General features: G+C 62.3%; 14 protein-coding genes. 5 read left to right on the top strand and 9 right to left on the bottom strand.

What is annotated here, in order from left to right:
- Positions 1 to 234: 234 nt before the first annotated feature.
- The 8 genes from J3P91_RS02325 to glnE form a co-directional block, all read right to left on the bottom strand.
- Complete coding sequence (locus J3P91_RS02325; RefSeq protein ID WP_434602624.1) at positions 235 to 1695, bottom strand: lipopolysaccharide kinase InaA family protein; 1461 nt, start codon at positions 1693 to 1695, stop codon at positions 235 to 237.
- Positions 1695 to 2447, bottom strand: a complete 753-nt coding sequence (locus J3P91_RS02320) for a lipopolysaccharide kinase InaA family protein (protein WP_434602623.1) — start codon at positions 2445 to 2447, stop codon at positions 1695 to 1697. The genes J3P91_RS02325 and J3P91_RS02320 overlap by 1 nt, the downstream gene beginning before the upstream one ends.
- Positions 2444 to 3178: a lipopolysaccharide kinase InaA family protein gene (locus J3P91_RS02315; RefSeq protein WP_434602622.1), complete on the bottom strand. Its 735-nt coding sequence runs from the start codon at positions 3176 to 3178 to the stop codon at positions 2444 to 2446. The genes J3P91_RS02320 and J3P91_RS02315 overlap by 4 nt, the downstream gene beginning before the upstream one ends.
- Complete coding sequence (rfaP, locus tag J3P91_RS02310) at positions 3178 to 3984, bottom strand: lipopolysaccharide core heptose(I) kinase RfaP (RefSeq protein ID WP_434602621.1); 807 nt, start codon at positions 3982 to 3984, stop codon at positions 3178 to 3180. Before rfaP ends, J3P91_RS02315 begins: the two co-directional genes overlap by 1 nt.
- Positions 3984 to 5105, bottom strand: a complete 1122-nt coding sequence (locus J3P91_RS02305) for a glycosyltransferase family 4 protein (protein WP_434602620.1) — start codon at positions 5103 to 5105, stop codon at positions 3984 to 3986. The genes rfaP and J3P91_RS02305 overlap by 1 nt, the downstream gene beginning before the upstream one ends.
- Positions 5105 to 6163: a lipopolysaccharide heptosyltransferase I gene (gene waaC, locus J3P91_RS02300; protein WP_434602619.1), complete on the bottom strand. Its 1059-nt coding sequence runs from the start codon at positions 6161 to 6163 to the stop codon at positions 5105 to 5107. The genes J3P91_RS02305 and waaC overlap by 1 nt, the downstream gene beginning before the upstream one ends.
- Position 6164: 1 nt before the next feature.
- On the bottom strand, positions 6165 to 7199 hold the full coding sequence (gene waaF, locus J3P91_RS02295; RefSeq protein WP_305497279.1) for a lipopolysaccharide heptosyltransferase II: 1035 nt from the start codon (positions 7197 to 7199) through the stop codon (positions 6165 to 6167).
- A gap of 627 nt (positions 7200 to 7826) precedes the next feature.
- On the bottom strand, positions 7827 to 10766 hold the full coding sequence (gene glnE / locus J3P91_RS02290) for a bifunctional [glutamate--ammonia ligase]-adenylyl-L-tyrosine phosphorylase/[glutamate--ammonia-ligase] adenylyltransferase (protein ID WP_434602618.1): 2940 nt from the start codon (positions 10764 to 10766) through the stop codon (positions 7827 to 7829).
- 382 nt (positions 10767 to 11148) lie between these two features.
- On the opposite strand from glnE, the gene aceE reads away from it, so the two are divergent.
- The 5 genes from aceE to msrA all read left to right on the top strand — a co-directional run bounded on the left by aceE (position 11149) and on the right by msrA (position 20883).
- Positions 11149 to 13794 carry a pyruvate dehydrogenase (acetyl-transferring), homodimeric type gene (gene aceE, locus J3P91_RS02285; RefSeq protein ID WP_434570069.1) on the top strand — a complete coding sequence of 882 codons (2646 nt, stop codon included), beginning with the start codon at positions 11149 to 11151 and terminating at the stop codon, positions 13792 to 13794.
- Positions 13795 to 13805: 11 nt separating this feature from the next.
- Positions 13806 to 15452, top strand: a complete 1647-nt coding sequence (gene aceF / locus J3P91_RS02280) for a dihydrolipoyllysine-residue acetyltransferase (RefSeq protein WP_434602617.1) — start codon at positions 13806 to 13808, stop codon at positions 15450 to 15452.
- A gap of 419 nt (positions 15453 to 15871) precedes the next feature.
- Positions 15872 to 17263, top strand: coding sequence for an alkaline phosphatase D family protein (locus J3P91_RS02275; protein WP_434602616.1), 1392 nt, complete (start codon positions 15872 to 15874; stop codon positions 17261 to 17263).
- Between the two features lie 194 nt (positions 17264 to 17457).
- Positions 17458 to 20151, top strand: coding sequence for a putative bifunctional diguanylate cyclase/phosphodiesterase (locus J3P91_RS02270; protein ID WP_434602615.1), 2694 nt, complete (start codon positions 17458 to 17460; stop codon positions 20149 to 20151).
- 84 nt (positions 20152 to 20235) lie between these two features.
- Positions 20236 to 20883, top strand: a complete 648-nt coding sequence (msrA, locus tag J3P91_RS02265) for a peptide-methionine (S)-S-oxide reductase MsrA (protein ID WP_434574299.1) — start codon at positions 20236 to 20238, stop codon at positions 20881 to 20883.
- Between the two features lie 245 nt (positions 20884 to 21128).
- Here the strand turns inward: msrA and J3P91_RS02260 are convergent, their stop codons facing one another.
- Positions 21129 to 21968, bottom strand: a complete 840-nt coding sequence (locus J3P91_RS02260; RefSeq protein ID WP_434602614.1) for a 23S rRNA (adenine(2030)-N(6))-methyltransferase RlmJ — start codon at positions 21966 to 21968, stop codon at positions 21129 to 21131.
- Positions 21969 to 22070: the final 102 nt, after the last annotated feature.

Raw genomic sequence — 22070 nt, 5'->3', positions numbered from 1 at the left:
GGCCAGGAAACATTGGGGCTCAGGGTAGTGTGGGAGCGAGCCTGCTCGCGAAGGCGGCAACGAATCTACACCTAACCCCAAGATTTACCCGATCCGTGGCGAGGGAGCTTGCTCCCGCTCGGCTGCGCAGCAGTCGTAAACTTGGCAACTATGTTTTCCTGGCACACCGCGCTGAATGGCTTTGGGGCCACTGCGCAGCCCAGCGGGAGCAAGCTCCCTCGCCACGTTGATCGGTCACAAGGCCGAGAGGGTGTTTTCGACATCCTTTGGCAAGCGCTCATCAATCACCCGATACAACGCGCTATCCTGCGGCCAGTTGCGCATGAACCGCGCGCGATCCCGGGCGTAGGCCTGGGCGAAGCTGGCCTGGGTGCGGTGTTGGCACATGGAGTCGAGGTCGATCAACGCCCAGCGGTCCTGTTGCCAGAACAGGTTGTGGCCCTTGAAGTCGCCATGGCTGATCCGTTCGCGGATGAGGTCGGCGAACAAGCGATCCAGCGCCAGCAATTCTGTTTCGGGCGCCTCACCGGTCTCCACGTATGGGGCGAAGCGTTCGATGATGTCCGGGCCCGGCAAGTACTCGGTGACCAGATACGCACCACGGCGCAGCCACAGGAAACGCTTTTCCAGCAGCGCCAGCGGCTTGGGCGTGGCAATGCCGAGAAAGGCCAGGCGATGACCTTCGCGCCAGGCATGCCAGGCACGGCTCGGACGCCAGAAGCGCTTGAGCCAATGGGCGAAGCCCTTGATGTTGTAGCGCTTGATGATCAGCGTACGGCCGTCCGCCACCACCCTGCCGACACTCGCCGCGCCGCCGGTCTTGAACAGATGTCCCTGGTCAAGCAGGGCATCGGCCTGCTCAAGCACGGGCGCTATCGCGGCCTCTTCATCACGGCGGATAGCCCGCAGGCCGAAGGCCCCACGCTTGACGCTGAACAGGCTGCATTCTCGCCCGACCTTTTCGAGGAAATCCTTCAGGCGCCAGGAACGCACCTTGTCGATCTGTTTTTGCAACGCCTCCATCGGCAACGCATGTTCGGCATTGCCAAGCAGATAATGCACCAGCAACTCTTCGGTGAACGGCGCCAGGGACTTGGGCAACTGGGCGAAAAACACACCGAGATTCTCCAGCACTTTTTGCCGCGACAACGGCTGCCCTGCGGTTTCGACCCGAATACCGGCGCCATCGATCAGGTACAGTTTCCCATCGTGGCGCAGCAGGTTGTCCAGGTGCAGATCCTCTTGCCACAGGCCCTTGGCGTGCAGTTGTGCAATGGCACCCAGGGCCTCCGCCAGCACTGCGGCCTGCTCATCGGCCAACGGTGGCAATTGCTCGACTTGCCTCCAGGCGTCGCCCAGGCTTTGGGCTCCTTCGAGCAATTCGAACAGCAGCCAGCCACCCTCGCCGTCCTTCAAACCGTCCACCAGCAACAGCGGTGTGGTCAGGCCCTGCTCCGCCAGCAGACGCACGCCTTGCAGCTCACGCTGGAAGTGACGAGCCGCCTTGGCGCCAACCAACAATTTCGCCAATACCGGGCGACCGCGCCAGACACCCGCGCCCACGTAACGCTGCCCCGGCAATACGCGCAGAAGCGTCAGCAATTGCAATTGCGCCGGTCCGGCGGCGTCCGCCAGCTCCAGGCTCAAGGGCAGGCCAGGGCTGCGGCCGGCATTTTTCAGTTCGGACAAAAGCATCAACGCGCCTCCTTATCGGTACGGCGGGCGGCCACGCGTGTCATCCAGCTGTCGACCAGAGCGCTGTCCAGCGGCTGCTCCAGATAAGTAGCCAACAACTGGCGCACGTCGTCACCCTTCCAGGCACCTGCCCGGCGCAACAGCGGTTCCAGGTCCTTGATCCGGTCACGTTGGCCGAACAGCAGCGGCCGGGTCTTCTCCAGGTCGATCAACTGCGCCTGGTAGCCGCTGTCGCCGGCTTGCAGAAAAATGTGCTTGGGATAAAAACAACCATGCATCTGATGCGCATCGTGCAGGCGCCGCGCCAGGTGCCCGCAGGCCTGCAGGATGCCCGTGCGCTGCGCGCCACTCAGCATCGACCAGCGCTGCAGCAATGAATCGAGGTCATCCCAGCCGTCCAGCGCACGCGTCAGCAGAACCGCACGGGCCTCGCCGTTCACCTTGCGCTGGCCATAGAACACGGCCTGCAGCGCGGGGATGCGCAGTTGCCGATAACGGCTGATATTACGAAATTCACGGGAAAAACTCGGCTCGCCGAACGGATGCGACAAGGTTCGGGTCAGGTAATTGCTCTGACGCTTGAGGTAGTACCCCTGCCCTTCCAGTTCCAGGCGGAACACGCTGCTCCAGCCTTCCCCCGAGGTGTTGGGTTCGTCCACCGCTTCCAGTTGTCGTGCCCACAAGGCCTCGAAGCTGTCCAGGCCATGGCGTTGCAGCAACGCGCGGTCTTCATCGGCCAGAAAATCAGTCATTCACGCCCCTCGAAAAATTTCACCACGTGCCGGATACGCTTCTTGTCCAGGGCATCCAGCCGGTCGCGCTGCCGGTATTGCAGGTAAAAACGTAGGCGCTGAGTGGCCGACAGGTGATATTTGGCGACCTTGTCCAGGCACGCCAGGTCCTTGATGATCCGGTACTTGAGCCAGAAGCCGCGCCAGAAATCACCGTTCGGACAATCGATCAGGAACAACCGCGACTGATCGTCGATCAGCAGGTTGCGCCACTTCAAATCGTTATGGGTAAAGCGCTGCTCGTGCATGGTCCGCGTGTAACCCGCCAATTGCCGGCTCACACCGTCGACCCAGGCGCGATCCGCCAGCCTGCGGTCGCGACGTTCGGCCAGGGCCGAGAGGTCTTCGGTGCGAGGCAATTCGCGGGTGATCATCGCACCACGGGCGAACGCCGCGCCGTTTCGCTCCAGTCCCCAGGCAATGATTTGCGCGGTCGGGATCCCCCATTTGGCGAAGCGCTTGAGGTTCTGCCATTCGGACTTGACCCGCGGCCTGCCCAGGTAACGCCGCAAGCCCTTGCCGGCGCCGGTGTAGCGCTTGACGTAATAATTTACGCCGTTGCGCTGCACACGAATCACCTCCGACAGAGGGTCGCGCGTCAGGCGCTCGCCCTGGAGGGCGAACACCGCGTCCAGGCTACCGAAATCCGCCGCCAGTTCGGCGTAGGCCGGTTCCAGTGTCCAACCTGACATCAGAGCGCGTCCCCATACCGCTGCTTGCGCGCATACAGCTTGTTGGCCTTGCCTTCGAGCCAGGCCAGCAGCGACGCTTCTTCAGCCAGTACCTGGCGCAACGGCTGCTGGAAATATCCTTTGAGGAAACGCAGCTTGTCGCGGCGCGTCAGGCCGATGTCCAGCGCCGAAAAATACAGCGCGGCCAGGTCTTTGTTGCGCCAGCGCGTGGTGATGGCCGGGCGGGTCTGGGCGCGGTGCAGGTCGATCACCGAGAGCTTGAAACCGTCGGCCGTCACCGGTGTGTCGGTATGCAGCAGGAAATGGCAGATGTAGCAGTCGCGGTGGTTGACCCCGGCGCGGTGCATCATGCCGGTCATGCGCGCCACTTCAGCGATCAGTGCCCGCTTGAGCCTGGGCTGCGGCGGCTGCCTGACCCAGTCGATGCTGTAATCTTCAAGGCTGATGGTGGGCGCCAGTTCTTCGGTGACGATGAACGAATGCTGGTCGGCCGGGTTGCTGCCCTTCTCGCCATACGCGACGGCCGTCATGGTCGGCACGCCGACTTCCTGCAGACGCTGGATGGCTTTCCATTCCTGTCCCGCGCCAAGTACCGGCAGCTTGGCGGTCAGCAGGTTCTTGAAAATCTCGCCCCAACCGATGCCACGGTGGATCTTCACGAAAAAGCCGCGACCGTCCACCTCGGTACGCAAGGTGCGCCGGGCTTCGAGTTCACGGTAGACCTCGCCCTTGAGCGCCTCGACCTCGGTGAACGCATCGCGTCCGGCCCAAAGGCTCTTGAACGGTTCGGCCAGCATCAATTTCATCAAGCGTGCTCCGCCAATATCACATCGGCCGCGTGCTGCGGCATGCTGTAGAGGTCGGCCGTCTCGGCGAAGGCCAGACCGTTGCGGCTCCAGGCCGCCCTTGCCTCGGAATCACCGAGCATCCGCCCCAGGTATTCGGTCAGTTGCGTCTGCTCGAACGGCTCATCCAGTACCAGGCCGCTATCGGCCTCGGCGATGTAATGGGCGTACCCGCACACCGCGCTGACCAACACCGGCAACCCGGCCACCAGCGCTTCGAGCAGTACCGTGCCGGTGTTTTCGTTGTAGGCCGGGTGGATCAACAGGTCGGCGCCCAGCAGGAAACGCGGGATATCGCTGCGGCCCTTGAGGAACCGCACATTGTCGCCCAGACCCAGCGCGGCACTCTGCAATTGGAATACCTTGGGGTCGTCCTGGCCGATTACAAACAGCCGGGTGCGTTTTCTCAATTTGGCCGGCAGCGCGGCCAGGGCCTTGAGGCTGCGATCCACACCCTTGGTCTTGAAGCCGGAGCCGATCTGCACCAGTAGCAGGTCATCGTCGGCCAACTGGAATTCGGCCCGGAACGCGGCGCGGATCTCGTCGGCATCAGCGGGCCGGCGACGGTCCTGGGCGATGCCGGGCGGCAGCAGATGGAAGCGTTCCAGCGGCGTGTCGTAGTGCTTGATGAACAGCGGCTGCTGGACTTCGGAAATCATCAGGACTTCGGTCTTGGCATCCTTGGCGAACACCGCCCGTTCGTATTCGGCGAAATGCCGGTAGCGGCCCCAGCGCCGGTACAGCGAATTGCGCAGATTCTGTGCTTTGTCTTCGAAGCAGCCGTCGGCGGCGTAATACACGTCCAGGCCTGGCATCTTGTTGAAACCGATCAGACGATCCACCGGGCGCTGGGCCAGGTCGGCCTCCATCCAGGCGCTGAGTTTCTCGTTGCGACGGTGATTGAACAGCGCCTTGACCGGCGCCACCAGGACCTCGAAGCCGGGCGGCACGTCGCCCTCCCAGATCAGCGTGTAGACGCGGATCTGGTGGCCGCGGCGCTGGCATTCCAGGGCGATGCGCATGAAGTCACGCTGCAGGCCACCGAAAGGAAAGTATTTGTAAAGGACAAAAGCCAATTGCATCAGCGCGGCTCCTCAGCCAATAACGTGCTCAGGTGGCTGGCAACACGCTCGGGGTTTACACGCGTGAAGCACAGGGGCTGCTCGCGTTTAAGGTCAAACCGACGGGCATCTTCGGCGGTCGGTGGATAAGTACACTGTTTCTGCATGCAGGGCGCGCAGGGGAAATCACTGGCGAGGTGAATCTGCCCTTTGCCGTAGGCACCGGTCAGTACCGGGTTGGTCGGGCCGAGCAGCGAAACGGTCGGCACGTCCAGGGCCGCGGCCAGGTGTCCGAGGCCAGTGTCCACGGCCACGCAGGCCTGGGCACCGGCGAGCACCTTGCCCATGCCGCCAAGGTTCAGTTTCGGCAGTACCAGCGCGTTGCGCAGCCCGCTGGCGATGCGCTCGGCGCGGGCCTTTTCGGCAGGGTTGCCCCACGGCAGTTTCACCACCACGCCGTACTGGCCCATGCGCTCGGTGAGCTGGCGCCAGTAAAGCTCGGGCCAGTGCTTGGAGTCCCAGGTCGTACCATGCAGGAAAACCACATAGGGATAGGGGCGCGGCAGTTCCACCAGGCGGTCGATGTCGAGGCCATAGTTGCCCTGGGTCTGCGGCAAGTCGTAGCCCAGCGCCACGGCAAACAGCTGGCGCACGCGCTCGACCGCATGCTGACCACGGGCCACCGCCAGGCGCCGGGAGTAAAACCGCGCCGCCAGGGGTTCGCGCGCCGAATCCTTATCCAGGCCAGCCACCGGGGCCTTGACGTAGCGAGTCAGCCAAGCGCTTTTCAGCAAGCCTTGGGCGTCAATCACCAAGTCATACTTCTCGGCCCGCATGCTCTGCTTGAATCGCCGCCACTCGCCGCTCTTGATGGTTTGCCAGATATTCTTGCGCCAGCGCCGGATCGCCACCGGGATGACTTTGCCCACCGCGGGGTGCCAGGTAGGGATTTCGGCGAACCCCTCTTCCACTACCCAGTCGAAGCGGATGCCGGGAATCGCCCGCGCCGCATCGGTCAGCGCCGGCAGGGTGTGGACCACATCCCCCAGGGAGGAGGTCTTGATCAGCAATACCCGCAAGTTACCGGACCTCCACGGGTGAGCCCTGCAATCGCTCCAGGGCCTCGTTCACCGACGGCGGCATGAGCTGGCGCAGGCAATTGTAGTGGCCGAAGCGGCAGGTGCGATCGAAGCAAGGGCTGCATTCGATGCCCAGGCGCACGACTTCGACTTTGTCGGCCAACGGCGGCGTGAAGCCCGGCGAGGTGGAACCGTAGACCGCCACCAGAGGGCGGTTCAACGCCGCCGCGACGTGCATCAGGCCGGAGTCGTTGGACACCACGGAATCAGCGCAGGACAACAGATCAATGGCCTCGGCCAGGGACGTGTCGCCGCTAAGATTGGTCGATTCCTCCCGCAGGCCGGGGATCAGCCGCGAGCGGATGTCCTCGCCCACGGAGTGATCGTTTTTCGAACCGAACAGCCAGACTTGCCAGCCTTCGCGAATCTTCGCCTCGGCCACCTGGGCGTAATGCTCGGCCGGCCAGCGCTTGGACTCACCAAACTCGGCACCCGGGCACAGCGCCAATACCGGCCGGTCCAGGGTCAGGCCGAACTTGGCCAGGGCCGTTTCGCGCGTGACCGGGTCGATCTGCAGGCTCGGTCGCGGATAAGGCTTGGGCAACTCGGCGCCCGGCTCGTAGGCCAGGGCCATGAAGCGCTCGATCATCAGCGGATAGCGATCTTTATCCAGCGTGCGCACATCGTTGAGCAAGCCATAGCGAAATTCGCCACGCCAACCGGTGCGCTTGGGGATGCCGGCGAAAAACGGCACCAACGCCGATTTCAGCGAATTGGGCAGCAGGATCGCCTGGTCGTACTGACCGGCCAGGGATTTGCCGATGCGCCGGCGGGTAGCCAGCTCAAGCACGCCATGACCGAGCGGGAAGCTCAAGGCCTTGCGCACTTGCGGCATGCGCTCAAGAATCGGCCGGCTCCACTCGGGGGCCAGGACATCGATTTCGCATTGCGGATGACGCTGCTTGAGGCACTGGAACAGTGTCTGCGCCATCACCATGTCACCGACCCAACTGGGTCCAACGATCAGAATATTCATGAGCTTTCCAAAAACGCTACGGGGAGGCCTACGCCTCCCCGCCTCGAGAATCACTGTGGCTTAGGTCGTTACCTGTTGCCTTCAATCTACAACACACCACCAATCAAAACTGTGGGAGTGAGCCTGCTCGCGAAGAGGCCGGCACATCAATATCAATGTCGCCTGGCACTCCGCCTTCGCGAGCAAGCTCGCTCCCACAGGGTCCTGCACAAGTTTCAATTACTGCGCAGCACCACAAATCCAATGTGGGAGCGAGCCTGCTCGCGAAGAGGCCGGCACATCAATATCAATGTCGCCTGACACTCCGCCATCGCGAGCAAGCTCGCTCCCACAGGGTCCTGCACAAGTTTCAATTACTGCGCAGCACCACAAATCCAATGTGGGAGCGAGCCTGCTCGCGAAGAGGCCGGCACATCCAGCATCCATGGCGCCTGGCACTCCGCCTTCGCGAGCAGGCTCGCTCCCACAGGGTCCTGCACAAGTTTCAATTACTGCGCAGCACCACACATCCATTGTGGGAGCGAGCCTGCTCGCGAAGAGGCCGGCACTTCCAACATCCATGGCGCCTGACACTCCGCCTTCGCGAGCAGGCTCGCTCCCACATTTATATCTTCAGCTCTTATACCTTCAGCTCAGCCCCAACTCCCGCCAGATTCGCATCACTTGTCGACGCTCCTCGACGAACTGGTCGCCTGCGATCACCCCGGCGTCTTTCTGCAGAGCCTGGCGGTGGGCGGCGGAGCGGTAGGCCTTGTAGGCTTCGCGCAACAGCGTGGCGTCCTCGGCGGGCAGCAACCCGACCTCCTGCAGCCCGTCCAGGATGCGGATGTTGTCGGTATAGCGGACCAGCGATGGATGTTCCTCGGACCACGCCAGGGCCGCGTATTGCACCATAAATTCAATATCGACGATACCTCCGGCATCCTGCTTGAGATCGAAGGGTGCCGTGGCTTCGAAGGCATTTGGCGCGGTTCCGGCGGCGGTGGCCTTGCTGCCGAGATTATCGCGCATCTTGGCGCGCATCTCGCCGACCTCCTGGCGCAAAGTCGGCAAGTCACGCGAACGTCCCAGCACCTGAACGCGGACTTTTTCGAACGCCTGGCCCACATCCTGGCTGCCCACCAGCACCCGGGCACGTAACAGCGCCTGATGTTCCCAGGTCCAGGCTTCGTTTTCCTGGTAACGGGCAAACGCCCCCAGGGAACTGACCAGCAAGCCCGAGGCCCCGGAAGGTCGCAGGCGCATGTCCACCTCATAAAGCTGCCCGGAGTTGGTCTGGGCCGTCAGCAAATGAATGATCCGCTGACCAAGCCGGGTGAAAAACTGCGCGCCATCGATGGGTTTCGGACCGTCGGTTTCGGCCTGCGGGTCACCGTCGTGGATAAACACCAGGTCCAGGTCGGAACCATGCCCCAGTTCCAGCCCCCCGACTTTTCCATAACCGACAATAATGAAGCCTGGATCGCACAGGCTGCCGTCGGTGCGCAGTGGCACCCCATGCTTGGCCGTCGTCTGGCGCCAGGCCAGGGCCAGCACCTGTTCGAGAATCGCTTCGGCCAGCCAGGTCAGGTAATCGCTGACTTTCATCAGCGGCAGGCTGCCGGCGATTTCCGAGGCGGCCACCCGCAAGCGGTGCGCCAGTTTGAAATGCCGCAAGGCTTCCATCTGCTGCTCAAGATCGTCCTCGGGAATTCGTGTCAGACGCTCGCGCAACTCCGCCGCGAGCTCAGGCGCCAGGGGCGGCTTGAACAAACGGCCTTCATTGAGCAATTCATCGAGCAACAGCGGGAACCGGGTGATCTGCTCGGCGATCCACGGACTCGCCGCGCACAGCGTCAACAAACGCCGCAGGGCGCCGGGGTTCTCGGTCAACAGCACCAGATAGGCCGAACGGCGGGCGACGGCCTCTACCAGCGGCAATACCCGTTCGAGCACCAGGTCCGGGTCGGCATGTTCCACCGCCTGGGCGAGCAGGCGCGGAATGAACGCGTCCAGGCGCTCGCGCCCCAGGCGCTGCATGGCGCGCAGCTGCGGGCTGGCACGCAAGACAGCAAGGGCCTTGAGCGCCTTGGGTGCGTCGGCAAAACCGGCCTCCTCCAACTGACGACACGCCGCTTCCTCGTCCTGGCTGTCTTCCCACAATGGCAACCATTCGCCGCCAACCACCACTTCGCCTTCGCCGCCCTCGTCCTCATCCGGGTCCGCGATGACCTGGCCAAAATGCCACGCCACCCGGCCGCGCCAGTACATCAACTGCTCGTGGAACGCCGTCCAATCGACGAAGCCCAGCATGAACGCAATGCGCGCCTGGTCTTGCGGGTTATCCGGCAGCATCTGGGTCTGGCGATCGGCAATGGCCTGGATCGCGTGCTCGGTGTATCGCAGGAATTCATACCCCTGGCGCAATTCATCAATGACCTTGGCCGGCAGATAGCCCTGGCCTTCCAGGGTACCCAACACCTTCAACAACGGCCGTTGCTGCAAGCTCAGGTCACGACCGCCGTGGATCAGCTGGAACGCCTGGGCAATGAACTCCACCTCGCGAATGCCGCCCGAGCCCAGCTTGATGTTGTCGGCCATGCCTTTGCGCCGCACCTCCTGCTGGATCAGCTGCTTCATGGTGCGCAGCGCTTCGATGGCAGAGAAATCGAGGTAACGGCGATAGACGAACGGGCGCAGCATGTCGAGCAATTGCGCGCCGGCCACCTGGTCGCCGGCCACCACCCGCGCCTTGATCATGGCGTAGCGTTCCCAGTCGCGCCCCTGATCCTGGTAATACTGTTCCAGGGCATTGAAGCTCAATACCAGAGCACCGGCCGAGCCGTAGGGGCGCAAGCGCATGTCGACGCGGAACACGAACCCGTCGACGGTCATCGGGTCGAGGGCCTTGATCAGCCGCTGGCCGACGCGGATGAAAAACTCCTGGTTATCCAGCGGCCGCTTCGCGCCAACGGTTTCGCCGCCTTCGGGGTAGGCGAAGATCAGGTCGATGTCCGACGACAGGTTCAGTTCCACCGCCCCCAGCTTGCCCATGCCCAGGATGACCATCTGCTGCGGCTCGCCACTGCGCCGGCCGGTGGGGGTGCCGAACTGCTGGCTCAGGCGCTGGTACAACCACTGATACGCCTGGTCGATGCAGGTGTCGGCCATGTCCGAGAGATCACGACAGGTCTGTACCAGATCGGCCTGGCGGGTCAGGTCGCGCCAGATGATCCGCACCTGCTGACGGGTGCGCTGGCGACGCAGCACGCGACCCAGTTCGTCCTCGCTCTCGGCGGCTCGTACGGCAGCGGCGATCTGCCCGCACATTTCACCCGCCGCCAGGCTGCGGTCCAGCTCACCGCTGCGCACCAGTTCCAGCAGCATCGCAGGATCCCGTACACTTTGTTCGATGACAAAGTCACTGGCAGCGGCGACGCGGTTGAACTCGGCCCAACGCTGCGGCGTCCAGGCGGACAGCCCGTGATCGTCGTCCAGCGAAGCAACCGCCGCGCGGAACGACTGCTCGGCGCGACTGACCAATGACTGGAGAATTGCCGGAATTTCGGCAAGCGAGGGCAGGCTCATGGTCTATCCTTGATCGGCGCGGGAAAGGCTGGATGTAGTGTTTTTTGCAAAGCCACTACCTGATCGACTGTCGAACAAAGATGATAAATAGCTGATTTTCTGATTTTATTGGCAGCCGGCATCAAGTTTTTACCTGTTCGAGTTGGCTAAAGACCAACAGTAACGATTATTCTCACAACGAAACGAGGGGCCATAAGCCGCTCATGTGTAGTTTTACTACTCGTCTATACATTCGAAAGGCTGAAACGGCCAACGATTTGTAGTAAAACTACACGCCGCCGAAACAACCTTCGGCAATCCAAGAATTTATATCGTCTGCCCACAAGGCCAGTCGCAAACTCAGGCAACCGATTCTGGTAGCCTTTCCGCCCTGGAGCAAGCCATGCAAGACCTCGATCCCGTCGAAACCCAGGAATGGCTGGACGCCCTGGAATCGGTTCTCGACAAAGAAGGCGAAGACCGTGCTCATTACCTGATGACCCGTATGGGCGAACTCGCAACCCGCAGCGGTTCGCAACTGCCCTACGCCATCACCACGCCGTACCGCAACACGATCCCCGTTACCCACGAAGCACGCATGCCTGGCGACCTGTTCATGGAACGCCGCATTCGCTCGCTGGTGCGTTGGAACGCGTTGGCCATGGTCGTGCGGACCAACCTGAAAGATTCTGACCTGGGCGGTCACATCTCCAGCTTCGCCTCCAGCGCGACACTGTATGACATCGGCTTCAACTACTTCTTCCAGGCCCCGACCGACGAACACGGCGGCGACCTGATCTACTTCCAGGGTCACGCATCGCCCGGCGTCTACGCCCGTGCGTTCATGGAAGGCCGCATCACCGAAGACCAGATGAACAATTTCCGCCAGGAAGTGGACGGCAACGGCCTGTCCTCGTACCCGCACCCTTGGCTGATGCCGGACTTCTGGCAGTTCCCGACCGTATCCATGGGCCTGGGCCCGATCCAGGCGATCTACCAGGCACGCTTCATGAAGTACCTGGAAGCTCGTGGCTTCATCCAGCCAGGCAAGCAGAAAGTCTGGTGCTTCATGGGTGACGGCGAGTGCGACGAGCCGGAATCCCTGGGCGCAATCTCCCTGGCCGGCCGCGAGAAGCTGGACAACCTGATCTTCGTCATCAACTGCAACCTGCAGCGCCTCGACGGCCCGGTTCGCGGCAACGCCAAGATCATCCAGGAACTCGAAGGCGTGTTCCGTGGCGCCCAGTGGAACGTCAACAAAGTCATCTGGGGCCGTTTCTGGGACCCACTGCTGGCCAAGGACGTCGACGGCATCCTGCAGCGTCGCATGGACGAAGTCATCGACGGCGAGTACCAGAACTACAAGGCCAAGGACGGCGCGTTCGTCCGCGAGCACTTCTTCAACTCGCCTGAACTCAAGGCGATGGTCGCCGACCTGTCCGACGACGAGATCTGGAAGCTCAACCGTGGCGGCCACGACCCGTACAAGGTCTATGCGGCCTACCACCAGGCGGTCAACCACAAAGAACAGCCAACCGTTATCCTGGCCAAGACCATCAAGGGTTATGGCACCGGTGCCGGTGAAGCGAAGAACACCGCGCACAACACCAAGAAGGTCGATGTCGACAGCCTGAAGCTGTTCCGCGATCGCTTCGACATTCCGGTCAAGGACAGCGAGCTGGAAAACCTGCCGTTCTTCAAGCCCGAAGAAGGCAGCGCCGAGGCCCGTTACCTGGCCGAGCGCCGTGCCGCACTGGGCGGTTTCGTGCCGCAGCGCCGCGCCAAGAGCTTCAGTATCCCGACCCCACCACTGGAAACCCTCAAGGCGATCCTGGACGGCTCGGGCGACCGTGAAATCTCCACCACCATGGCCTTCGTGCGGATCCTCGCGCAGCTGGTCAAGGACAAGGAGATCGGCCAGCGCATCGTTCCGATCATCCCGGACGAAGCCCGTACCTTCGGTATGGAAGGCATGTTCCGCCAGTTGGGCATCTACTCGTCCGTCGGCCAGCTCTACGAGCCAGTCGATAAAGACCAGGTGATGTTCTACCGCGAAGACAAGAAGGGCCAGATCCTCGAAGAAGGCATCAACGAAGCGGGCGCCATGAGCTCGTTCATTGCCGCCGGTACTTCGTACTCCAGCCACAACCAGCCGATGCTGCCGTTCTACATCTTCTATTCGATGTTCGGCTTCCAGCGTATCGGCGACCTGGCCTGGGCCGCCGGCGACAGCCGCACCCGTGGCTTCCTGATCGGCGGTACCGCCGGCCGGACCACGCTGAACGGCGAAGGCCTGCAACACGAAGACGGCCACAGCCACATGCTCGCCGGGACCATCCCGAACTGCCGCACCTATGATCCGACCTACGGCTACGAGCTGGCGGTGATCATCCAGGACGGCATGAAGAAGATGACCGAAGAGCAACAGGACGTCTTCTACTACATCACCGTGATGAACGAGTCCTACCAGCAGCCAGCCATGCCGGCCGGTGTCGAGGCAGGTATCGTCAAGGGTATGTACCTGCTCGAGGAAGACACTCGCGAAGCGGCGCACCACGTCCAGCTGATGGGCTCCGGCACCATCCTGCGCGAAGTGCGTGAAGCGGCGAAGATCCTGCGCGAAGAATTCAACGTCGGCGCCGACGTCTGGAGCGTCACCAGCTTCAACGAATTGCGTCGCGACGGCCTCGCTGTAGAGCGCAGCAACCGCCTGCACCCTGGCCAGAAGCCGAAACTGAGCTACGTCGAAGAATGCCTGAACGGTCGCAAAGGTCCGGTCATCGCCTCTACCGACTACATGAAGCTGTTCGCCGAACAGATCCGCCAGTGGGTTCCCTCCAAGGAGTTCAAGGTGCTGGGCACCGACGGTTTCGGCCGTAGCGACAGCCGCAAGAAGCTGCGTCACTTCTTCGAAGTCGACCGTAAGTTCGTTGTGTTGGCAGCCCTGGAAGCACTGGCTGACCGCGGCGATATCGAACCCAAGGTGGTGGCCGAGGCCATCGTCAAGTTCGGCATCGATCCGGAAAAACGCAACCCACTGGACTGCTGAGGAGAATTTTCGTGAGCGAACTCATTCGCGTACCTGACATCGGCAGCGGTGAAGGTGAAGTAATTGAACTGTTTGTGAAGGTCGGCGACCGTATCGAAGCCGACCAGAGCATCCTGACGCTTGAATCGGACAAGGCCAGCATGGAAGTGCCCGCGCCGAAGGCCGGTATCATCAAGAGCCTGAAAGTGAAACTGGGTGATCGCCTGAAAGAGGGCGACGAGCTGCTGGAGCTGGAAGTCGAAGGCGCCGCTGCGGCACCTGAAGCGCCAGCGCCCGCTGCTGCCCCGGCAGCGGCTGAAAAGCCTGCCGCCGCGCCGGCTGCCGAAGCGGCTCCCGCGCCCGCTGCGGCGCCTGCTGCGGCCCCTGTCCAGGACATTCATGTCCCGGACATCGGTTCGTCGGGCAAGGCCAAGATCATCGAAGTACTGGTCAAGGCCGGCGACACCGTCGAAGCCGACCAGTCGCTGATCACCCTGGAGTCCGACAAGGCCAGCATGGAGATCCCTTCGCCGGCTGCCGGCGTGGTGGAAAGCGTCGAGGTCAAGCTGGACGACGAAGTCGGCACCGGTGACTTGATCCTCAAGCTGAAAGTAGCCGGTGCCTCGGCACCTGCCGCGCCAGCCCCGGCAGCTGCGCCTGCTGCCAAGGCTGAGTCGGCCCCGGCTCCGGCGCCAGCCGCCGCGCCTGCCGCCAAGGCCGAAGCGGCTCCTGCCCCTGTCGCCGCTGCGCCTGCGCCAAGCGGTGCCAAGGTGCACGCCGGCCCAGCCGTGCGTCAGCTGGCCCGTGAGTTCGGCGTCGAGCTGTCGGCCGTTGGTCCAAGCGGTCCTCACGGCCGCGTGCTGAAGGAAGACGTGCAGGCGTACGTCAAGGCCATGATGCAGAAGGCCAAGAACGCACCGGCCGAAGGCGCCACCGGCGGCGCGGGTATCCCGCCGATTCCGGCAGTGGACTTCAGCCGCTTCGGCGAAACCGAAGAAGTCGCGATGACCCGCCTGATGCAGATCGGCGCGTCGAGCCTGCATCGCAGCTGGCTGAACATCCCACACGTGACTCAGTTCGACCAGGCTGACATCACCGAACTGGAAGCCTTCCGCGTCGCACAGAAAGCCGTGGCCGAAAAGGCCGGCGTGAAGCTGACCGTGTTGCCGCTGCTGCTCAAGGCTTGCGCGCACCTGCTAAAGGAACTGCCGGACTTCAACAGCTCCCTTGCCCCAAGCGGCAAGGCTGTGATCCGCAAGAAGTACGTGCACATCGGCTTTGCCGTCGACACCCCGGAAGGCCTGCTGGTACCGGTCATCCGTAACGTCGACCAGAAGAGCCTGCTGCAACTGGCTGGCGAAGCCGCTGCCCTGGCCGAAAAAGCCCGGAACAAGAAGCTCACCGCCGACGACATGCAGGGCGCCTGCTTCACCATCTCCAGCCTCGGTCACATTGGCGGCACCGGCTTCACGCCGATTGTCAACGCGCCGGAAGTGGCGATCCTGGGTGTCTCCAAGGCCACCATCCAGCCGGTCTGGGACGGTAAAGCCTTCCAGCCCAAGCTGATGCTGCCGCTATCGCTGTCCTACGATCACCGTGTGATCAATGGTGCGGCCGCTGCACGCTTCACCAAGCGCTTGAGCGACCTGCTGGGCGACATCCGCACCATCCTGCTGTAACACTGAATGGCCCTCCTCACGGAGGGCCATTCGGGATTCGTTTTCCGAGCGCCACGCTCGTACCTCAACCCCGCCCGTCTGGCGGGGCTTTTTTTTGTCTGCGATTCAAGTCAGGTACATCGGTGCAGGATGTGCCGACCTCATCGCGAGCAAGCTCGCTCCCACAATGGATTTGCGGCGCTGCCCAGCATTTGAAACTGATGAAGACCCCTGTGGGAGCGAGCCTGCTCGCGATAGCGGCAGGTCAGGCGACGCGGTAATTCCCTACTGCGCAAGATTCAAATAACTACACCCCCTGTAGTCATTGCCTACAACGTGCGCCCCCTTCCCTATGGATATTTATGACACGCCAAGCCTTAGCATCGAACCGCCAAGGCATCTTGATGCGTGCCCCATCAAAACTTCGAATGGATTCGAATATGTTCAAACCTACCGTCGGCCCTATCGTCGGCCACACCACGCCCCATCACGCCCGGATATTCCTGCGCGGCGACCACGCCAACAACAGGGTCTTCGCCGGGATTCGCCACAGGCGCCAAGGTGACACCCGCTGGTCGCAAGGCCAGTTCGTGCAATTGAAGGCTTACCGCGACATGACCGCTGTGATCGTGCTCAAGGGTCTTCGCGCCGATACCGCCTACGAATACCAGGCGGGCTGGTTCAGCCCCCTGCGCCCGACCCATACCACGGCGACCGTGCAGCAGCTGCCATTGCCATGGCCTGGGGAGGTTTACCACTTGCGCACGCCGTCCGGCACGGATAACGCTGCGCGCAGCTATATCGTGGGCTCCTGTCGTTATCTGCAGATTGCCGGCGACGTGCCGTTGCTGCCCGGGCTCGGTGACCGCATCTTCGCGAGCATCAGCCACCTCGTGAAGCGGGCTGATCCGCCGATCAGTGCCGTGTTGATGGCGGGTGACCAGGTCTACCTCGATGACCTGAACAAGGTCGCCCCGGACCGCAGCGCCCGGGACATTCTGTTCAAGTACCGCACGGCCTTTTCCCAGCCGCACATCAGGCGGTTGATGTCCAGCGTACCGACCTACATGATCCTCGATGACCATGAAATCGAGGACAACTGGCCCGCCAATAAAGAACCGGACGATGAGCGTCTATACGCCAACGCCCTGGATGCCTACGCGCTGTATCAGGCCAGCCATGGCCCGGCTGGCGAAGACCTGGACGACGCAAGCCCAGGCCGACCGCCGCGACGATACTGGTACCTGTTCGCTCACGGCGATATCCAATGGTTCGTCACCGACAGCCGGACCCGACGCAACCTGTCGGCGGCTGACCGGCGCATCCTTGATCAGGAACAGGAGCAGGCGCTGCTCGAATGGCTCATCGGTAGCACTGCCCGGGTCAAGCTTGTCGTGACCAGCGTCATGTTCTATCCCGATCGCAAACTGGATGACGGAGACGCCTGGCAAGCTTTCCCGAACCAACGCCTGCGCCTGATCGAAGCCATCCGCACGCACCGGATCAAAAACGTGATTTTTGTGTCCGGCGACGTGCACGGCTCCCTGACCAGCCGCCTGGTTCATAACCAGGATCCTGATTTCGCAGTCCACACCATCGTTTCCTCGCCGCTGTGCAACAGCCTGCTGCTGCCCTACGCCACAGCCTCGAGTTTTATCATCGGCGAGCCCATGGCCAAGGCAGCGGGCGGCGAGTATCGATATGAACTGACCAGCAAGGTCATCAGCCAGGACAATTTCGCTCAGCTGCGAGTAACGCCCCAGAGCATTCAAGTGACCTTTCATGACCGTGACGGCGGCCCCTTGGAGGTCGTCGATATACCGTTGCGCTGACCTGCGGTGGCACAACGAATGCCTCTGATCGGCCGGCCACTGGAGAAATCCGCTGATCGGCCGATAAAAGGTTTATAGCACTTGGCCTTCATGTCTCTTGTCAGCTAGTGCCGCAATGATGCAACCTTGCGGCAATCCGTAATAACGAGGGCGTCAGCCCGGCGCGATCAGCATCTTCGAAGCGAGTTTCCCTCATGAAAAGCCAACCCGATGCCGCCAGCCGTATGGCGGCCGAGGTAGTGACGCAGTTACCGGTGCCCTCGCGGCTCGGTATGCTGCGTTTCGAACGGCTGAATGAAGCAAGCTGGGCGCTACTGTTTCTCGATCCCAACTGCGAACGTTACTTTGGCCTGCCGGCCGTCGAGCTGTGCTCGCTGGTGAGTTCGCCCTATGCCAGCCTCATGGAGCCGGAAGCACGCTACCAGCTGCACGACGCGATCCAGCAGCAGTTGACCCAGGCCCCTCATTACCAGATCCGCTACACGCTGCACACCGCCAGGGGCCCGTTGAACCTCCTGGAAACGGGTGAAACCTACAAACAGCACAACCGCCATTTGCTGCGCGGCTATCTGCTAGTGGTGGACAGCCTGGTGCCAACCGAGCCCTCCGTGCCGGCGCTCGATCTGGAAACCCAGAACTCGCGCCTGCAGATCGCCCTGGAACTGAACCAGCGCGCCCAGCAGGAGCAGCTCCAGCACCTTGACCGGGTGCGCGCCCAACAAGACCTGATTCTGCTGCTGACCCGCCAGCGCTATAGCGCCAACAATTCGTTGCAGGAAGCCGCCGAGCTGATTACCCGTAGCGCCTGCGATATCTACCAGATCGACAGCGCCAGCATCTGGAATCTGGAGGACGGCAAACTGCTGCCGATCTCGGCCTATAACCGCGCCTCCCAGGGATATTTCCTTCCAGGGGTAATCAACGCCAGCGACTTCCCAACCTACATGGAAGCGTTGCAGACCTGCCGCGCCATTGATGCCCACAATGCGATGCGCGACCCGCGCACCCGCGAGATGGCCGAGAACCTGCGCATCCGCGACGTCAACGCAATTCTCGACGCCAGTATCCGTATCGACGGCCAGGTGGTAGGCGTCCTTTGCCTGGAGCAAGTGGGCGCCACCCGCGCCTGGCAATCGGATGAAATCGCCTTTGCCGGCGAACTGGCGGACCAGTTCGCCCAGGTCATCAACAACCACAACCGGCGCACCGCCACCAGCGCCCTGCACTTGTTCCAGCGCGCGGTGGAACAGAGCGCCAACGCGTTCCTGCTGGTCAACTGCGACGGCGTGGTGGAATACGTCAACCCGAGCTTCACCGCCATCACTCAGTACACCACTGAAGAAGTCCATGGTCAGCGCCTGTCCGAGCTGCCGGCCCTGGAGAATCTCAGCGAACTGCTCTTCGACGCGCCGTCGGCCCTGGCCCAGAGCAACAGCTGGCAGGGCGAATTCAAGAGCCGGCGCAAAAATCTCGAGCCCTACTGGGGCCAACTGTCGATTTCCAAGGTCTATGGCGACAACCGCGAACTGACCCACTACATCGGCATCTACGAAGACATCACCCAGACCAAACTGGCCCAGCAGCGCATCGAACGCCTGGCCTACACCGACAACCTGACCAACCTGGGCAACCGCCCGGCGTTCATTCGCAATCTCGATGAACGCTTCGCCCGGGACAGCGACTCGCCTATCAGCCTGTTGCTGGTGGACATCGACAACTTCAAGCGCATCAACGACAGCCTCGGCCACCAGACCGGCGACAAGCTGCTGATCAGCCTGGCCCGACGCCTGCGCAACAGCCTGAGCCCAAGCGGCAGCCTGGCGCGGTTCGCCAGTAACGAGTTCGCCGTGCTGCTGGATGACACCGGCCTGGAAGCCGGCCAGCAGATCGCCAGCCAATTGCTGATGACGCTCGACAAGCCGATGTTCGTCGACAACCAGTTGATCAGCGTGACCGGTTCGGTCGGCCTGGCCTGCGCACCGTTGCATGGGCGTGACCCGCAGACGCTGATGCGCAACGCCGGCCTCGCCCTGCACAAGGCCAAGGCCAACGGCAAGCATCAGGTCCAGGTGTTCACCGAGGCGCTGAACGCCGAGGCCAGCTACAAGCTGTTCGTGGAAAACAACCTGCGCCGCGCCCTGACCCAGAATGAACTGGACGTTTTCTATCAGCCCAAGCTGTGCCTGCGCAGCGGTCGCCTGCTGGGTATGGAGGCGCTGCTGCGCTGGAACCACCCGGAAAAAGGCATGATCCGTCCGGACCAGTTCATCAGCGTGGCCGAGGAAACCGGCCTGATCATCCCCATCGGCAAATGGATCGCCCGCCAGGCTTGCCGCATGAGCAAGCAATTGACCGCAGCCGGCCTGGGCAACCTGCAGGTGGCGATCAACCTATCGCCCAAGCAGTTCTCCGACCCGGACCTGGTGGCCTCGATCGCCAGCATCCTCAAGGAAGAGCAACTGCCGGCCCGCTTGCTGGAACTGGAGCTGACCGAAGGCTTGCTGCTCGAAGCCACCGAAGACACGCACCTGCAACTCGACCAGCTCAAGCGCCTGGGCCTGACCCTGGCCATGGACGATTTCGGTACCGGTTATTCATCCCTGAGCTATCTGAAGAAATTCCCGATCGACATCATCAAGATCGATCGCAGCTTCATCCATGAGATCCCGGACAACCAGGACGACATGGAAATCACCTCCGCCGTGATCGCCATGGCCCACAACCTGAAACTCAAGGTTGTCGCCGAAGGCATCGAGACCGCCCAGCAGCTGGCGTTCCTGCGTCGCCACCGCTGCGACGTCGGCCAGGGCTACCTGTTCGACCGGCCGATTCCCGGGGCAGAGCTTGTCGAGAAGCTCAAGCGCTACCCGCGCGGCCCTCTTGTCTGACAGCCGCTTATAGCGAGCAGCGGCTTTTCTGAGGCACACTGACGGTCTATTTCGCTCAATTCAATCTGACTGAGAGGACTGATGATGGTCTTGCGCTCGGAAATCCTGGTGAACAAAAACGTGCTTCCTACTCAAGAACAAGCTCTGCCTGGCCGTGAAACCCCGATGACCGTGCCGGAAAAACACTTCGTCCATGACGCGCCGCTGCTGGGCCCGTTTGCCATGGACGTGGACTTCGCGATCTTCGGCCTGGGTTGCTTCTGGGGTGCGGAGCGCAAGTTCTGGCAACGTGAAGGCGTGGTCAGCACGGCGGTGGGTTACGCGGGCGGCTTTACGCCAAACCCGACTTACGAAGAGGTCTGCTCGGGCCTGACCGGCCACAGCGAAGTGGTGCTGGTGGTCTACGAGCCGGCGAAAGTCAGCTACAACGAACTGCTGGCGATGTTCTGGGAACTGCACAACCCGACCCAGGGCATGCGCCAGGGCAACGACATCGGCACCCAGTACCGCTCGGTGGTCTACTGCACCACGCCCGAGCAGCTGGAAGCGGCGAAAAAGAGCAAGGAACTATTCCAGGCTGAACTGACCAAGGCCGGGCTGGGAGAAATCACCACCGAAATCGACGAAGCGCCGACCTTCTACTTTGCCGAGGCGTATCACCAGCAATACCTGGCGAAAAACCCTGAAGGTTATTGCGGGATTGGCGGTACGGGCGTGACTTGCCCGATCTGACTACAAGCTTCGCGAGCAGGCTCGCTCCCACAGGTCCAGCGGCATACCCAAATGTTGCATGCACACCAGGGCCAATGTGGGAGCGAGCCTGCTCGCGATAGCGGTGGGTCTGGAGCGGTAATGCTGAATGTGCCGCCGCCATCGCGAGCAAGCTCGCTCCCACAGGGTTCGGGGCGAACAGAAATATTGGGCACACCTCAGAACCCGTGTGGGAGCGAGCTTGCTCGCGATGACGCCCTCAAACCTCAGCTCTCAGCGATCAACCAATCCATCTGCCACCCACCTTGGGTCTGCCCGAGCTTTTTCGACAGCCACGGCAGCAGCTCACGCAACTCTTCTTCCAGTCCCCACGGGGGGTTGGCAATCGCCAGGCCGGAACCGTTCAGGCTGTTCGGCGTGGCCAGCGGATGCACCAGCAATTCCACCCGCAACAGCTTCGGCGCGCCGGTGCCGGCCAGGTCCTGATAGAAGCGACGCAACATGCGCTGGTCCTTCACCGGGTACCAGATTGCCGCAACCGTCTGGCGCATCCGGCCGATGGCTTCCTTGAGCGAAGCGGCGCAGCGCTGCATCTCGTCGAGCTGTTCAAAGGGCGGATCGATGAGCATCAGCCCGCGCTTCTCGCTCACCGGCAGCAGAGCCCGCGGCACATGCCAGCCTTCGCCCAGGTGCACCGCCACGCGACGGTCACCCTTCATGTTGTCCTTGAGCAGAACGCCGTCTTCGGGATGTTTCTCGTTGAGCAGCACCCGGTCCTGCGCCCGGGTCAGGCGCCGCGCCAGTTCCGGTGAGCCCGGGTAATAACGCAACTGGCCGTCCGGGTTCATCTCGTGCAGCACATTCATATACTCGGCGGTCAGCGGCGGCAGGTCATCCTGGCCCCACAACCGCGCGATGCCTTCCAGGTATTCGCCGGTGCGATTGGCCTGGTCGCCCTGCAAGTCGTACAGCCCGATGCCCGCGTGGGTATCCAGGTAAGCGAAGGGCTGCTCCTTGCGCGACATCAGGGCAATGAGGCGGGTCAAGGTCAGGTGTTTGAACACATCGGCGTGATTGCCGGCGTGGAAGGCATGGCGATAATTCATGGCGGCTCCTGCGAAGGCCGACGAGTTTACCTTGAAGCGTGCCGAACGTCAGGGGTTCGCAGCCGAGCGGACGAACAGACCGTGGCGAGGGAGCTTGCTCCC

It is taken from the genome of Pseudomonas sp. Z4-7 (genome assembly GCF_051131965.1).
Taxonomy (GTDB): domain Bacteria; phylum Pseudomonadota; class Gammaproteobacteria; order Pseudomonadales; family Pseudomonadaceae; genus Aquipseudomonas.
The sequence above is the reverse complement of the archived record's forward strand: the minus strand, read 5'-3'. Positions and strand labels throughout refer to the sequence as shown.